This window comes from Cupriavidus phytorum, from assembly GCF_003254285.1.
GTDB classification, from domain to species: domain Bacteria; phylum Pseudomonadota; class Gammaproteobacteria; order Burkholderiales; family Burkholderiaceae; genus Cupriavidus; species Cupriavidus phytorum.
The window spans coordinates 155,155-170,370 of record NZ_QKZN01000005.1; the positions used below are offsets into that span (position 1 = coordinate 155,155).

A 15,216-nucleotide genomic window follows, 5' to 3' on the forward strand; every position below is an offset into this window, starting at 1 on the left:
GACAACATAGATTGTCAGAAGTCATCCGGCAAGTTTTCTGACTTTAGGGAATGTCATAATGGCGCGCATGACCCCCGAGCTGACTCCCGCGCGCCGCTATCGCGGCGCCGAAGCCGAAGAGCGCCGAGCCCAGCGCCGCGCGCAACTGATTGCCGCAGCCGTGCAGGTCTACGGCGAGCGCGGTTACCAGAACGCCACCGTCAAGGCCGTGTGCGAGGCCGCGGGGCTGACCGAGCGCTACTTCTACGAGTCATTCGCCAACAGCGAGGCCTTGCTGCTGGCATCGTTTCAAACGGTGACGCAGCGCCTGCTGCACGCCCTGGTGCAGGCGGGCGAGGCCGCAGGCCACGATGGCGTGCAACGGGCGCTGGCGATGTTGCGCGCCTATTTCGGCGCGCTGCAGCGCGAACCGCGCTCGGCGCGGGTGTTCCTGGTGGAAATCCGCGGCGTCAGCAAGCTGGTCGACGGCGCGCTGGCCGATTCGCTGGATGAATTTGGCGGGCTGCTGGCGCAGGCGCTGCTGCCGCCCGGACGCGAGCGTGACCCGCTGCTGACGGCGGGCGTCGCGGGCGGCGTGGTCCATCTTGCCGTGCGCTGGATCCGCCACGGCTACAGTCCCGATGTCGACGTGGTCGCGCGCACCGCGCTGCAGCTGGCGCTGGTGCTGGCGCACTCGCCCGAGCCGGCGCCCGAGCCGGCCGCGGCTACAGCTGTGGCGCCGGGGTTTTCTCCCTGAACTCGCACAGCGTTTCGATCGCGCAGTGCCAGCACTCCGGCTTGCGCGCCTTGCACACGTAGCGGCCGTGCAGGATCAGCCAGTGATGGGCGTCGTGCAGGAATTCATGCGGCACGCATTTGAGCAGCTTCTGCTCGACGATGTCGACGTTCTTGCCCGGCGCCAGGCCGGTGCGGTTGGAGACGCGAAAGATATGCGTGTCGACGGCGATGGTGGGCTGGCCGAACGCGGTGTTGAGCACCACGTTGGCGGTCTTGCGGCCCACGCCCGGCAGCGCCTCCAGCGCTTCGCGCTGCGCCGGCACCTTGCCGCCATGGCGCTCGACCAGGATGCGGCAGGTCTCGATCACATGCTTGGCCTTGGTCTTGTAGAGGCCGATGGTCTTGATGTATTCGCTCAGGCCGGCTTCGCCCAGCTCCAGCATCTGCCGCGGGGTATGCGCGACCGGGAACAGCCGGCGCGTGGCCTTGTTCACGCCGACGTCGGTGGCCTGCGCCGACAGCAGCACGGCGATCAGCAGCTCGAACGGCGAGCTGTACTCCAGTTCCGTGGTCGGCGCCGGATTGACTTCGCGCAGCGTCTCGAAGATGGCACGGCACTTGGCAGCGTTCATGATGCTTTTTTCGGGTCGTTGGCCGGGTCCTGGGCGGTATTGGGATCGGCCTGCGGCGTCAGCCCGGCGCGCGCGCGCCGCGCTTCCGCGGCATCGATCTGCGCCTGCACCGCGGCCGACACGTTGTCGGTATTGCGCGGCCGCGCGGCCTGCTGCTTCTGCCGCGCGCGTTCGATCGCGGCCTGGATGATGGCGCGCTTGCGTTCCTGCGCGGCGCGCTCGGCATCGTTCTCGGGCGCCTCGGCCTGCACCGCGGCGAGCTTGGCGGCGGCCTTGGCTGCCAGGCGCGCATCGTTTTCCTCGCGCTCGCGCACCAGCCGCGCGTTGCGCGCCAAGTAGCGCTCGTGCGCGGCGTCGGCCTGCGCCTGCGACCACGCGTCCCAGCCGGTGCGCGTGCCGGTGACGGGGACCATGTCGATGCAGTCGACCGGGCAGGGCGGCACGCACAGGTCGCAGCCGGTGCACAGCTCGGGGATCACGGTATGCATCTGCTTGGCGGCGCCGGCGATGGCATCGACCGGGCAGGCCTGGATGCAGAGGGTGCAGCCGATGCACAGGCTCTCGTCGATGCGGGCGACCGCGCGCGGCTGCTCGGTGCCGCGCTCCGGATCGAGCGGCAGCGGTTCGGTGCCCAGCAGCGCGGCCAGGCGCGCAATGCCCTGCGCGCCGCCGGGCGGGCAACGGTTGCAGGCGGCCGCGCCGCTGGCCATGGCCTCGGCATAGGGGCGGCAGCCGCTGAAGCCGCACTTGGTGCACTGGGTCTGCGGCAGCAGCGCCTCGAGACGGTCGGCGAGGGACTTGACGGCGGGATTCACGACAACGGACAGCAATCTAGGGGACAAGAGCGGGGTCAAAACCAGCGCCAGCGCATCACGGCGCAGCACGGCAACGGGCAAAGCACGAAATTTGCGCGATGCTGTGAGCGGTTGGCGACATAACGGCGGCCTTTCCGGGGCGGACAATGTGCTGGCGGCCCCTTTGGCACCTTCCGCACCGGGGTCTCTGCGGACCCTGCGGTTTTCGCGCCGCAAGGATTATCCCCGATTTCGCCGGCGGACAGAAACGGCGATGATGCGCGTCGCGCGGCCGGATTGCCGCATTCCGGCCTGTGCCATAATCCGCGCAACGATCGACCACACCTCATGTCAACAGAGCCCAAGACCAAACGCGACCCGGAAGGGACGCGCCGACGCATCCTCGCTGCGGCCACCGAGGAATTCGCCAAGGGTGGTCTGGCCGGCGCCCGCGTCGACCAGATTGCCCGGCGCGCGGAAACCAACGAGCGCATGCTGTATTACTACTACGGCAGCAAGGAGGGCCTGTTCCTGGCGGTGCTCGAGAAGCAATACGCGAACTTCCGCGCCGCCGAAGAGCAACTGCACCTGGTCGACGAAGACCCGGTCGAGGGCGTGCGCACGCTGGCCCGCTTCGTCTGGGACTGGTACTACGAGCATCCCGAGTTCATCCGCCTGGTCAACAGCGAGAACCTGCACGAGGCGCGGCACCTGAAGAAATCCGCGCAGCTGCAGCAGCTGATCAACCCGGTGGTCGACGTGCTCGCCGATGTGATCCGGCGCGGCCAGCAGCAGGGGCTGTTCCGCGACCATATCGACGTGCCGCAGTTCTACCTGACCATTTCCGCGCTGGGCTACTACGTGCTGTCGAACCGCTACACCATCAGCGCCGTGATCGGCCGCGACGTGGCCTCGCAGCAGGAGCACGAGCGCTTTGCCGAGCTGCACACGGACATGCTGCTGAGCTATCTGAAAAAGCCCTGAGCCGCCGGCAGTGCTGCCCAGACAGAAACGCCCGCTTGCGCGGGCGTTTTTCTTACTTGCTGGCCACGGCCACCGGGGCCTGGTGGTACTTGCGAATAAAGTCGCGCAGCTGCGGATAGATGTCCTCGCGCCAGCGCCGGCCCGAGAAGATCCCGTAGTGGCCGCAACGCTCGGCGTTCAGGTGCTGCTTGCGGTTTTTCGGGATGCCGGCGCACAGGTCGTGCGCGGCGGCGGTCTGGCCGGCGCCGGAGATATCGTCGAGCTCGCCCTCGATCGTCATCAGCGCCGTGGCCTTGATGTCCTGCGGACGCACCGGCTTGCCGTCGATGGCCCAGGTGCCATTGGCCAGGCGGAATTCCTGGAACACCTCGCGGATGGTGTCGAGGTAGTACTCGGCCGCCATGTCGAGCACTGCGTTGTATTCGTCGTAGAAGCGCACGTGCGCCTCGGCGTCGTCGGCATCGCCCTCGACCAGGCTCAGGTAGTAGTCATAGTGCGACGACAGGTGCCGGTCCGGGTTCATCGCGACAAAGCCGGCATGCTGCAGGAAGCCCGGGTAGACGCGTCGTCCGTGGCCGGGGTAGTTGGCCGGCACGGTGTAGATCACGTTGTTCTCGAACCACTCGTAGGACTTGTTGGTCGCCAGCGAGTTGACCGCGGTCGGGCTTTTGCGCGCGTCGATCGGGCCGCCCATCATGGTCATGGTGCGCGGCGTCTTCTCGCCCGCCGACGCCATCAGCGAAATCGCGGCCAGCACCGGCACCGTGGGCTGGCACACCGAGATCACGTGCAGGTTCTCGGCGCCGATATGGCGGATGAATTCCTGGATGTAGTAGATGTAGTCCGACAGGTGGAAGGCGCCTTCCTCGACCGGCACCATGCGCGCGTCGATCCAGTCGGTGACGTAGACCTTGTGGTCCTGCAGCAGCGTGCGCACGGTGTCGCGCAGCAGCGTGGCATGGTGGCCCGACAGCGGCGCGGCCACCAGCACCACCGGCTCGTCCTTGAGCAGCTTGATGGTCTCGGGGTCGTCGGCGTAGCGCTTGAAGCGCAGCAGCTTGCAGAAGGGCTTTTCCAGCACGGTCTGCTCGACGATGGGGATGTCGCGCCCGTTGGAGCGCACCGACTTGATATCGAACGCCGGTTTTTCGTATTCCTTGCCGAGCCGGTACAGCAGTTCGTAGCCGGCGGCCAGGCGGGGTGCGCCAGGTACCAGCGACATCGGGCTGAGAGGGTTGGTGAAGGTCTTGGCGGTCGCCTGGGCCCACGCGGTCAGCGGGTGCAGGATCGAGCGCTGGAACTCATGCAATTGATAGAGCATGCCGTTTCTGCCTGGTCTTACTGAGAATGCGTACCACCAAGTAACAATGTACTGACAATACACCTTGGATCGCGTGGCGCCGATTATGCCTGAATCGAACGACCGTGCTAACGATCTTGCTTTGCAGCATATACCTTAAAGTACTTCCGTATGCGCGGAACACAATAAGGCATAGGCCTGATTTTTCGGTGACAACGTCCTACAACATCGTAAACAAATGCAAAAAGCGGCCGAAGCCGCTTTTTTGCTATTGCTTTGTGATGCGCACGCCAGTTGCCCGCCGTTGCGGCGCGGCAACTGATGGCGGGGTTACATCACGGCCGCGATTGCGTCGACCACCGCATCGATGTTGCGGCTGTTCAGCGCCGCAACGCAGATGCGGCCGGTGCTGACGGCGTAGATGCCGTGCTCGTTGCGCAGGCGGTCGACCTGGGCCGAGGTCAGGCCCGAGTACGAGAACATGCCGCGCTGGGCCTTGACGAAGGAGAAGTCGCCCGGCACGCCCTTGGCGGCCAGCTTGTCCACCAGTGCGTGGCGCATCAGCTTGATGCGGTCACGCATTTCGGCCAGTTCTTCTTCCCACATGGCGCGCAGTTCCGGGCTGTTCAGCACGGTCGCGACCACCGTGCCGCCATGGGTCGGCGGGTTGGAATAGTTGGTGCGGATCACGCGCTTGACCTGCGACATCACGCGCTGCGCTTCTTCCTTGCCGGTGGTGACGATCGACAGCGCGCCGACGCGCTCGCCGTACAGCGAGAAGCTCTTCGAGAACGAGCTCGACACGAAGAACGGCAGGCCCGAGTCCGCGAACAGGCGCACCGCGGCGCCATCGGCGTCGATGCCGTCGGCAAAGCCCTGGTAGGCCATGTCCAGGAACGGGATCAGGTTGCGTTCCTTGACCAGTTCCACCACTTGCTGCCACTGCTCGGGCGACAGGTCGACGCCGGTCGGGTTGTGGCAGCAGGCGTGCAGCACGACGATGGTGTTGGCCGGGAACGACTTCAGCGATTCCACCATGCCGGCGAAGTTCAGGCCGTGGCTGGGCGCGTCGTAGTAGGCGTAGTTGACCACCGGGAAGCCGGCGGACTCGAACAGCGCGCGGTGGTTTTCCCAGCTCGGGTCGCTGATGGCGACCTTGGCGTCCGGGTACAGGCGCTTCAGGAAGTCGGCGCCGATCTTCAGTGCGCCGGTGCCGCCAAGTGCCTGGGCCGTCACCACGCGGCCTTCCGTGATCAGCGGCGATTCCTTGCCGAACAGCAGCGTCTGCACCGCCTGGTCATAGGCCGCGATGCCTTCGATCGGCAGGTAGCCGCGCGGGGTGGCGGTGGTCAGACGGGCTTTTTCTGCCTCCTGGACGGCGCGCAGCAGGGGGATTTTCCCTTCGTCGGTGAAGTACACGCCAACGCCCAGGTTGACCTTGGTCGCGCGGGTGTCGGCATTGAAGGCTTCGTTGAGGCCCAGGATCGGGTCGCGCGGGGCCATCTCGACGGCAGAAAACAAACTCATTTGGAATCTCGTGGTCGGCTATGTGAAAAACGGAAGGCGTAGAATGCTCCGTACTGCGCTGGAGGCTGGCAGGCCCGGCCGCGCTCTTCTTGGCTTGAAGCGGGGGCTGACAACCCCAAGATTCTAGCGTAATCCGCCCGTTTTCCTCAGGTATTTCCCTAGTCACGCCCCTATGACGAACCTTGCCGAAGCCGCGCCGGCCCTGGACGAAGACAAATTCGTCACATTTCCCGGCTCCCCGTTCCAGTTGTACCAGCCGTTCCCCCCCGCGGGCGACCAGCCCGAGGCAATCCGGCAGCTGGTGGAGGGGGTGGAAGACGGCCTGTCGTTCCAGACCCTGCTGGGCGTCACCGGTTCGGGCAAGACCTTCACCATGGCCAACGTGATCGCCCGCATGGGGCGGCCGGCCATCGTGTTCGCGCCCAACAAGACGCTGGCGGCGCAGCTCTACGCGGAATTCCGCGAGTTCTTCCCGCGCAATGCCGTCGAGTACTTCGTCAGCTACTACGATTACTACCAGCCCGAGGCCTACGTCCCGCAGCGCGACCTGTTTATCGAGAAGGACTCGTCGATCAACGAGCATATCGAGCAGATGCGATTGTCGGCGACCAAGAGCCTGCTTGAGCGCCGCGACACCGTCATCGTCGCGACCGTGTCGGCGATCTACGGTATCGGCAACCCGACCGAATACCATCAGATGATCCTGACGCTGCGGGCCGGCGACAAGATCAGCCAGCGCGACGTGATCGCGCGCCTGATCGCGATGCAGTACACCCGCAACGAGACCGACTTCCAGCGCGGCACCTTCCGCGTGCGCGGCGACACCATCGACATCTTCCCCGCCGAACACGCCGAGATGGCGGTGCGGCTGGAGATGTTCGACGACGAAGTCGAGTCGCTGCATTTCTTCGATCCGCTGACCGGGCGGGTGCGGCAGAAGATTCCCCGCTTCACGGTCTACCCGTCGAGCCACTACGTGACCCCGCGCGAGACCGTGCTGCGCGCGATCGAGGCGATCAAGGACGAACTGCGCGAGCGGCTCGAGTTCTTCCACAAGGAAAACCGGCTGGTGGAGGCGCAGCGGCTGGAGCAGCGCACGCGCTTCGATCTCGAGATGCTGTCCGAGCTGGGCTTCTGCAAGGGCATCGAGAACTATTCACGGCACCTGTCCGGCGCGCGCCCCGGCGACCCGCCGCCGACGCTGGTCGACTACCTGCCGCCCGATGCGCTGATGTTCCTGGACGAGTCGCATGTGCTGATCGGCCAGCTCAACGGCATGTACAACGGCGACCGCGCACGCAAGACCACGCTGGTCGAATATGGCTTCCGGCTGCCGTCGGCGCTGGACAACCGGCCGCTCAAGTTCGACGAGTTCGAGCGCAAGATGCGGCAGGTGATGTTCGTCTCCGCGACGCCGGCGCAGTTCGAGCAGGAGCACGCCGGCCAGGTGGTGGAGCAGGTGGTGCGCCCCACCGGCCTGGTCGACCCGGTGATCATGGTGCGCCCGGCGACCACGCAGGTGGATGACCTGCTGTCCGAGATCCATGTCCGGGTCGAGGCCGGCGAGCGCGTGCTGGTGACCACGCTGACCAAGCGCATGGCCGAGCAGCTGACCGAGTTCCTGACCGAGAACGGCGTCAAGGTGCGCTACCTGCACTCGGACATCGACACCGTCGAGCGCGTCGAGATCATCCGCGACCTGCGCCTGGGCACTTTCGACGTGCTGGTGGGGATCAACCTGCTGCGCGAGGGGCTGGACATTCCCGAGGTGTCGCTGGTGGCGATTCTCGACGCGGACAAGGAGGGCTTCCTGCGCGCCGAGCGCTCGCTGATCCAGACCATCGGCCGCGCCGCGCGCAACGTCAACGGCACCGCCATCCTGTACGCGGACCGCATGACCGACTCGATGAAAAAGGCCATCGACGAGACCGAGCGCCGCCGCGCCAAGCAGATCGCCTTCAACGAAGCCAACGGCATCACGCCGCGCGGCGTGGTCAAGCGCATCAAGGACATCATCGACGGCGTCTACAACGTCAGCGACGCCCGCGCCGAACTGCAGGCCGCGCAGGAGCAGGCCCGCTACGAGGAGATGAGCGAAAAGCAGGTCTCCAAGGAGATCAAGCGGCTGGAGAAGCTCATGCTCGAGCATGCGCGCAACCTGGAGTTCGAACAGGCGGCGCAGGTGCGAGACCAGCTGGCCAAGCTCAAGGCGCAGGTGTTCGGCGCCAGCGGCGAAGGCGCGCTGCCGCCTGCCTGATACGCCGCAACGCCGGGCGCGCTTCGCCTATAGTGAAATCCTCGGCAGCGCCAGCGCGGGGCAGGGCCACAGACCGCTGCCAAAGGAGGCACGATGGAACGCCAGTTTGAATACGGCGGCTACGCGGTGGTCGTCACCGCGGTCCCGAATGCCGCCGGCGGCTTTGCCGCGCAGATGCGCATCGCCGACGCCTTTGGCGAACCGACCGGCCCGAGCTTCGAGGCAATCGCCGGCGACGCGCCCACGCCCGAAGCCGCCATTGCGCTGGCGGAGGCCGGCGCGATGCGCGCGATCGACGCGGGCGAGGTCAGCTAGCGCGCCGGCGGGTACCCCCATTTCCCGTGGAGAAACCACAATGACCGACATCGGCGAATGGAAGAAGAAGGTCTATGAAACCCACGAAGTGCAAGTGCAGGTCAGGCAGCGTTCACAGAGCGAATGGTCGTACACCGTGCGCGTGTGCCGCCCCGGCACCAACATCCGGGCCGCCGGCACGCTGACCGACAGCTCGCGCATCACCGACCACTACAAGTCGGCCGAGGCCGCACAGGTGGCCGGGTTTGCGCATGGCGAGCGGCTGGCCAAGCAGCTCGCCTAGCGCCGCGGGCCGCCTGGCGCCACGACACGCCGGGCCGGCGCAAAGGGCGGCAGGTAGAATCGCGCCTCCATGCCACCTTGCCAAGCCTTGATCCGATGAAGCCTTACGCCATCCTGATGTGTTGCATGGGGAATATCTGCCGTTCCCCCACGGCGGAGGGCGTGCTGCGCGCCAAGCTCGATGCCGCCGGGCTGACGCCGCTGGTGGAGCTGGATTCGGCCGGCACGCATGAATACCACCTGGGCCGCGCGCCCGATCCGCGCACCCAGCGCCATGCGCTGCAGCGCGGCTACGACCTGTCGGCGCTGCGCGCGCGCAAGGTCGGCGTGCCGGACTTCGACCGCTTCGACCTGATCCTGGCGATGGACCGCGAGAACCTGGCCGGCCTGCTGAAGCTGCGCCCGGATGCCGGCGACAAGGTGCGGCTGCTGATGAGCTTCGCCACCCGCCACGATGCCGACGAGGTGCCGGACCCGTATTACGGCGAAGGCGACGGCTTCGAGCGCGTGCTCGACTACATCGAGGACGCCTGCGACGGCCTGGTGGCCGAGCTGCGCCAGCGCCTGCAGCATCCGGCCGGCTGAGCCGGCCCGCTCCCAGCCTACCTGACCCCGCCGCGGCGTCCCGCGCCCGCGGCCGGTGGCCCGATCCTGACAAGAATCCATGCTTCGCAAACTGTTCCGCAAATGGCGCGAGTCGCGCAATGCCAGCCTGCAGCTCGATGCCATCCTGGCCGCGGCCGATCCGGAGGCGCCGCTGGCCGAGCGCAACGGCTGGCTGATCGAGCTGGCCTTCTGGATCCGCCGCGACGGCGGCCTCGGCGCCGATGCCGACAGCCAGGAAGACGGCGCGCCGCGCCGCCATCCGGAGCACGTGCGCCTGCGCTACCTGCTGCAGGTGCTGGAGCGGCATCCGGACTGGGCCGCGCGCTTTGCGCAGACGGTGCGCAGCCTGCTGCGCGAGAACGACCCCACCGGCCTGTTCTGCGATACCGGCGTGGCGCAGCATCCCGGCTTCTTCAGCGAGATGGTGAGCCGGCTGCAGAGCCGCTTCCTGCCGCCGCCGCCGAACCGCAGCGACATGGCGGCGCTGTTTGCGCTGGTGTTCGTCGGCGACGACGATGCCGACTGGGTCGAGGCCATCGACGATGCGCTGATGGCGCGGCTGGCGCGCGTGCTGGAAGCCGGCCGCGCCGACGGCGAGGGCGCCGGCCTGGCGCGCTATCGCGAGGCGTTGGGCCAGACCCTGGCCACCAGCATCGCGGTGCTGGTCAGCCAGGTGCGCGCCACCGGGCTGAGCCAGGCGATCCGCTCGCGCCTGGCGGGGCGTGTCGAGGACACCCCGTTCTTTCGGCTGGACGAGGCCATCCAGGCCTTGCGCGAGGACGGCCTGCGCCGCGACGACCACAGCTTCGGTCATCGCCTGAACTACTTCCGCGCGCTGCTCGACGGCTGCCACGCCGCCGCCCGCCAGGTCTACGAGGACCTGGAGGAAAATGGCGTGTCGGTCGAGGTGGTGTTCCAGATCGAGCGCATGAAGGTACAGCTCAGCCGCATCGAGCTGCTGCTGGCGGCGTGGGTCGAGCCCGGCCGTCCCGGCATGCCGGCGCACCTGGTAGCCGAGCTGATCCGCTCGACCCAGGCGCGGCGCAGCATTGCGCATCTGGCCGGCACCTCGTTCGCGCAGCTGGCGCGCAAGGTGGTGGAGCGCTCGGCCGAGACCGGCGAGCACTACATCACGCGCGACCGCCGCGAATATGCCGAGCTGGTGCGCGCCGCTGCGGGCGGTGGCCTGGTCTCGGTGGCGACGGTGTACCTGAAGTTCCTGATCTACGGGCTGCACCTGGACAAGTTCAGCGAGGGCGTGCTGGCCTCGCTCAACTATGCCGGCAGCTTCCTCGCCATCCATTTCGCGCACTTCACGCTGGCGACCAAGCAGCCGGCTATGACCGGGCCGGCGCTGGCGCACCGGCTCGATAACGCGGGGCGGCCGGAGGGGCGCGAGATCTTCGTCGACGACACCGTCGCCATGATCCGCTCCAACGCGGCGGCCATTGCCGGCAACCTGGCGGTGGTGTTCCCGGTGGCGCTGGGCGTGCAGTGGCTGGCGCACCGGTTGCTGGGTACCAACCTGATCACGCCGGCCAAGGCGATCGCCACCATCGAGTCCTTCTCGATCCTCGGGCCGACGCCGCTGTACGCCGCCTTCACCGGCGTGCTGCTGTGGCTGTCGAGCCTGTTCGCGGGCTGGGCCGACAACTGGTTCGCGCTGCACCGCGTGCACGACGTGATGGCCTACCACCGCCGCCTGCAATATGTATTCGGTGCGCACGGCGCCACCCGGCTGGCGGACTTCTGGAAGCGCAACCTGTCGGGCATCGTTGCCAACGTGTCGCTGGGGCTGCTGCTGGGGCTTGGGCCGGAGATCCTGAGCTTTTTCGGCCCGCATATGGAAGTGCGCCATGTGACGCTGTCGACCGGGTCGGTGGGCGCCGCGCTTGGCGTGCTGGGCTGGGACGCACTTCGCATGCCGGCGCTGTGGCTGGCGGTGGCGGGCATTGCGCTGATGGGCATGCTGAACGTGGCGGTCAGCTTTGCGCTCGCGTTCAATATGGCGCTGCGGTCACGCAATTTGCGCCGCATCGATCGCGCCGAACTGAGCGCGGCCGTGCGGCGGCGCATCCTGAAACAGCCGCTGTCGCTGCTGGTGCCGCCGCGTGCGGCACCACCGCACGCGGCTGCAGGCGGGCGCCGGGCCTGAGGGGACGGGTGGGGCGGGGTGGTGCGGTGCGGCAGGGTAGTTGACTGAATTAGTCGGGTACCTTTATACTTGACGGAAACGATCAAGTATTAGCTTCACCCCCACGCATCACCCCAGAGCCCTGCACCATGAGACTGACCACCAAAGGCCGCTTCGCGGTCACTGCGATGATCGACCTGGCCATGCGCCAGGACCAGGGACCGGTCACGCTCGCCGGCATCAGCCAGCGGCAGAAAATCTCGCTGTCGTATCTGGAGCAGCTGTTCGGCAAGCTGCGCCGGCACGAGATCGTCGAAAGCGTGCGCGGCCCGGGCGGTGGGTACAGCCTGGCGCGCAAGGCCGAGGACGTCACCGTGGCGGACATCATCATCGCCGTGGACGAGCCCCTGGATGCCACCCAGTGCGGCGGCAAGGGCAATTGTAACGGAGATGACGGCTCGGGGCGTTGCATGACCCACGAACTGTGGGCCACGCTGAACCAGAAGATGGTCGAGTACCTCGACTCGGTTTCCCTCAAGAACCTGGTGGACCAGCAGCGCGAGCGCCAGCCCGCCGTGCTGCACGACATGCGCGAAGACGCCGCGCAACCGGTCGCCGCCGCGCGCGGCAAGGCCGACAAGCAGGAAAAACCGGTCCGGGCCAGAATGGTGAATTCAGTTTTCAGCCTGGCGCAGTCCTGAGCGCGCCGGCAAGACAGCAACACAGCGCATCAACACAGCGATCAGCGGTCCCTTACAAGGCAGTCATAACGATGAGCACCCCACATTTTCCCATCTACATGGATTACTCGGCCACCACGCCGGTGGACCCGCGCGTGGCGGACAAGATGATTCCGTACCTGCGCGAGCAGTTCGGCAATCCCGCGTCGCGCAGCCATGCGTACGGCTGGGAAGCGGAGCGCGCGGTGGAAGAGGCGCGCGAGCAGGTGGCCGCACTGGTCGGCGCCGACCCGCGCGAGATCGTGTGGACCTCGGGGGCGACCGAGTCGGACAACCTGGCGATCAAGGGCGCCGCGAACTTCTATTCGGGCAAGGGCAAGCACATCATCACCGTGAAGACCGAGCACAAGGCCGTGCTCGACACCACGCGCGAACTGGAGCGCCAGGGCTTCGAAGTGACCTACCTGGACGTGAAGGAAAACGGCCTGCTCGACATGGACGTGTTCAAGCAGGCGCTGCGCCCGGACACCATCCTGGTATCGGTGATGCTGGTCAATAACGAGATCGGCGTGATCCAGGACGTCGAGCAGATCGGCGAGATCTGCCGCGAGAAGGGCATCATCTTCCATTGCGACGCCGCGCAGGCGACCGGCAAGGTGGCGATCGACCTGAACAAGCTGAAGTGCGACCTGATGTCGTTCTCGGCCCACAAGACCTATGGCCCCAAGGGCATCGGCGCGCTGTACGTGCGCCGCAAGCCGCGCGTGCGCATCGAGGCGCAGATGCACGGCGGCGGCCACGAGCGCGGCATGCGTTCGGGCACGCTGGCTACGCACCAGATCGTCGGCATGGGCGAAGCCTTCCGCATCGCCCGCGAAGAGATGGCGACCGAGAACGAGCGCATCCGCATGCTGCGCGACCGCCTGTGGAACGGCCTGTCGGACATGGAAGAGGTCTACCTGAACGGCGACCTGGAACACCGCGTGCCGCACAACCTGAACGTCAGCTTCAACTTCGTCGAAGGCGAGTCGCTGATCATGGCGATCAAGGACGTGGCGGTGTCGTCGGGCTCGGCCTGTACCTCGGCCTCGCTGGAGCCGTCGTACGTGCTGCGCGCGCTGGGCCGCAACGATGAGCTGGCGCACAGCTCGATCCGCTTCACGGTCGGCCGCTTCACCACCGAGCAGGAAATCGACTACACCGTCGAGCTGCTCAAGAGCAAGATCGGCAAGCTGCGCGACCTGTCGCCGCTGTGGGAAATGTTCAAGGACGGCGTCGACCTGAATTCGATCCAGTGGGCCGCGCACTGAGCGCATGAGCACCCGCGGGATCCCGCCAAAATAACAGCAAGACCCCCGTAAAAGATACGCAAGAGGTAAGCCAAATGTCATACAGCACGAAGGTTCTCGACCACTATGAAAACCCCCGCAACGTCGGTTCGTTCGACAAGAACGACGACGCGGTCGGCACCGGCATGGTCGGCGCCCCGGCTTGCGGCGACGTGATGAAGCTGCAGATCAAGGTCAACGAGGCAGGCGTGATCGAAGACGCCAAGTTCAAGACCTACGGCTGCGGCTCGGCCATCGCTTCGTCGTCGCTGGTGACCGAATGGGTCAAGGGCAAGACCGTGGACCAGGCGCTGGAGATCAAGAACACCCAGATCGCCGAGGAACTGGCGCTGCCGCCGGTGAAGATCCACTGCTCGATCCTGGCCGAAGACGCGATCAAGGCCGCCGTCGAAGACTACAAGAAGAAGCACGGCGCCGAGCAGAAGGCCGCCTGATCCTGTCGCACTGAGCACGGCACCGACGAAGGAACGCAACGATGATCACCATGACCGAGAAGGCCGCCAAGCATGTGGCGCGCTACCTGGAACGCCGTGGCAAGGGCGTGGGCCTGCGCCTGGGCGTGAAGACCACCGGCTGCTCGGGCCTGGCCTACAAGCTGGAATACGTCGACGAACTGCTGCCGGAAGACAACGTGTTCGAATCGCACGGCATCAAGGTCATCGTCGACGCCAAGAGCCTGCCGTATATCGACGGCACCGAACTCGACTACGCGCGCGAAGGGTTGAACGAAGGCTTCCGCTTCAACAACCCCAACGTCAAGGACGAGTGCGGCTGCGGCGAGTCGTTCACGGTCTGACGCGCGTTCGCGCAGGCGGGTCCGGTGGAGCGCAGCATCGTCGGCTTCCGCCGGGACGAGGAAGGCCACTGGGTGGCCGAGCTCGACTGCGGCCATGGCCAGCATGTGCGGCACGATCCGCCGTGGCAGTCGCGGCCGTGGACGCAGAGCGAGGCCGGCCGCGCCGCCATGATCGGCACGCGGGTGAATTGCCTGAAGTGCGACCGCAACGAGCCGCCGGCCGAGTGGGCCAGCCAGCCCGCGCGGTAGCGGGGGCAGCACGGACGAAGGGCGGCGCGGCCGCTCTTTTTTCTTGGGGAAGCAGTTGAAAGACGATTTTTTTGCGCTGTTCGGCCTGCCGGTGCAGTACGGCGTCGACGAGGCCGCGCTGGACGCGGCCTACCGCACCGTACAGTCGCAGGCGCACCCGGACCGCTTTGCCAAGGCCGGCGATGCCGAGCGCCGCGTGGCGATGCAGTGGGCCGCGCATGCCAACGAAGCCTACCGTACGCTGCGCCAGCCGCTGCGGCGCGCGACCTACCTGCTCAAGCTGCGCGGCGTCGACGTGCAGGCGGAGAACAACACCGCCATGTCGCCCGCGTTCCTGATGCAGCAGATGGAATGGCGCGAGGCGCTGCAGGATGCGGTGGAAGCGCGCGACGTGGACCGCCTCGATGCGCTGTTGCGCGAGCTGCGCCAGGAAAAGCGCGAGCGCCACGCGGCGCTGGGCGCGCTGCTGGATGCCGGCGACAACGACGCGGCCGGCGGCGCGGTGCGGCAACTGATGTTTATCGAGAAGATCGAGCACGATACCAGCGAGGCCATCGACCGGCTGGAAGACTGACCGGCAAGATCGCCGGGGCC

At 66.7% G+C, this 15,216-nt stretch carries 17 protein-coding genes; 13 read left to right on the plus strand and 4 right to left on the minus strand.

The annotated features are described in order from the left end of the window. The first annotated feature begins 58 nt into the window (after positions 1-58). A complete protein-coding gene (locus C7416_RS14885) occupies positions 59-736 on the plus strand; it encodes a TetR/AcrR family transcriptional regulator (protein WP_111519638.1) in 678 nt (225 codons plus the stop codon). Here C7416_RS14885 and nth read toward each other — a convergent pair. Beyond that, positions 705-1,349, minus strand: coding sequence for an endonuclease III (nth, locus tag C7416_RS14890; protein ID WP_111519639.1), 645 nt, complete (start codon positions 1,347-1,349; stop codon positions 705-707). The two genes, C7416_RS14885 and nth, sit on opposite strands and share 32 nt — an antisense overlap. Next, positions 1,346-2,164 carry an electron transport complex subunit RsxB gene (gene rsxB / locus C7416_RS14895; protein WP_240988155.1) on the minus strand — a complete coding sequence of 273 codons (819 nt, stop codon included), beginning with the start codon at positions 2,162-2,164 and terminating at the stop codon, positions 1,346-1,348. Before rsxB ends, nth begins: the two co-directional genes overlap by 4 nt. Positions 2,165-2,491: 327 nt before the next feature. On the opposite strand from rsxB, the gene C7416_RS14900 reads away from it, so the two are divergent. After that, positions 2,492-3,127, plus strand: a complete 636-nt coding sequence (locus C7416_RS14900; RefSeq protein WP_018006923.1) for a TetR/AcrR family transcriptional regulator — start codon at positions 2,492-2,494, stop codon at positions 3,125-3,127. 52 nt (positions 3,128-3,179) lie between these two features. Here C7416_RS14900 and C7416_RS14905 read toward each other — a convergent pair whose 3' ends face one another. Together C7416_RS14905 and C7416_RS14910 are read right to left on the minus strand one after the other, a co-directional pair. After that, a complete protein-coding gene (locus C7416_RS14905; RefSeq protein WP_092313891.1) occupies positions 3,180-4,448 on the minus strand; it encodes a polyhydroxyalkanoate depolymerase in 1,269 nt (422 codons plus the stop codon). A 309-nt stretch (positions 4,449-4,757) separates the two neighbouring features. Further along, positions 4,758-5,954: an amino acid aminotransferase gene (locus C7416_RS14910; RefSeq protein ID WP_111519640.1), complete on the minus strand. Its 1,197-nt coding sequence runs from the start codon at positions 5,952-5,954 to the stop codon at positions 4,758-4,760. A 172-nt stretch (positions 5,955-6,126) separates the two neighbouring features. Here C7416_RS14910 and uvrB point away from each other — a divergent pair, with 172 nt between their 5' ends. The 11 genes from uvrB (at position 6,127) to hscB (ending at position 15,196) form a co-directional block, all read left to right on the plus strand. Beyond that, complete coding sequence (gene uvrB, locus C7416_RS14915; RefSeq protein ID WP_018006920.1) at positions 6,127-8,211, plus strand: excinuclease ABC subunit UvrB; 2,085 nt, start codon at positions 6,127-6,129, stop codon at positions 8,209-8,211. Positions 8,212-8,304: 93 nt separating this feature from the next. Beyond that, on the plus strand, positions 8,305-8,526 hold the full coding sequence (locus C7416_RS14920) for a hypothetical protein (RefSeq protein WP_111519641.1): 222 nt from the start codon (positions 8,305-8,307) through the stop codon (positions 8,524-8,526). A 40-nt stretch (positions 8,527-8,566) separates the two neighbouring features. Continuing rightward, positions 8,567-8,809, plus strand: coding sequence for a hypothetical protein (locus C7416_RS14925; RefSeq protein WP_062797958.1), 243 nt, complete (start codon positions 8,567-8,569; stop codon positions 8,807-8,809). A gap of 95 nt (positions 8,810-8,904) precedes the next feature. Continuing rightward, positions 8,905-9,393, plus strand: a complete 489-nt coding sequence (locus C7416_RS14930; RefSeq protein ID WP_111519642.1) for a low molecular weight protein-tyrosine-phosphatase — start codon at positions 8,905-8,907, stop codon at positions 9,391-9,393. Between the two features lie 79 nt (positions 9,394-9,472). Continuing rightward, complete coding sequence (locus C7416_RS14935; protein WP_111519643.1) at positions 9,473-11,569, plus strand: site-specific recombinase; 2,097 nt, start codon at positions 9,473-9,475, stop codon at positions 11,567-11,569. A gap of 128 nt (positions 11,570-11,697) precedes the next feature. Further along, positions 11,698-12,249, plus strand: coding sequence for a Fe-S cluster assembly transcriptional regulator IscR (iscR, locus tag C7416_RS14940; protein WP_012352431.1), 552 nt, complete (start codon positions 11,698-11,700; stop codon positions 12,247-12,249). Positions 12,250-12,314: 65 nt separating this feature from the next. Beyond that, on the plus strand, positions 12,315-13,538 hold the full coding sequence (locus C7416_RS14945; protein WP_290367826.1) for an IscS subfamily cysteine desulfurase: 1,224 nt from the start codon (positions 12,315-12,317) through the stop codon (positions 13,536-13,538). Positions 13,539-13,612: 74 nt separating this feature from the next. Continuing rightward, positions 13,613-14,011: a Fe-S cluster assembly scaffold IscU gene (iscU, locus tag C7416_RS14950; RefSeq protein WP_010809025.1), complete on the plus strand. Its 399-nt coding sequence runs from the start codon at positions 13,613-13,615 to the stop codon at positions 14,009-14,011. A gap of 41 nt (positions 14,012-14,052) precedes the next feature. Beyond that, entirely contained in the window at positions 14,053-14,373 is a 321-nt protein-coding gene (iscA, locus tag C7416_RS14955) for an iron-sulfur cluster assembly protein IscA (RefSeq protein ID WP_012352433.1), read from the plus strand. A 24-nt stretch (positions 14,374-14,397) separates the two neighbouring features. Next, complete coding sequence (locus C7416_RS14960) at positions 14,398-14,622, plus strand: DUF3565 domain-containing protein (protein WP_111519645.1); 225 nt, start codon at positions 14,398-14,400, stop codon at positions 14,620-14,622. Positions 14,623-14,677: 55 nt separating this feature from the next. Beyond that, a complete protein-coding gene (gene hscB / locus C7416_RS14965) occupies positions 14,678-15,196 on the plus strand; it encodes a Fe-S protein assembly co-chaperone HscB (RefSeq protein ID WP_111519646.1) in 519 nt (172 codons plus the stop codon). Positions 15,197-15,216 lie beyond the last annotated feature (20 nt).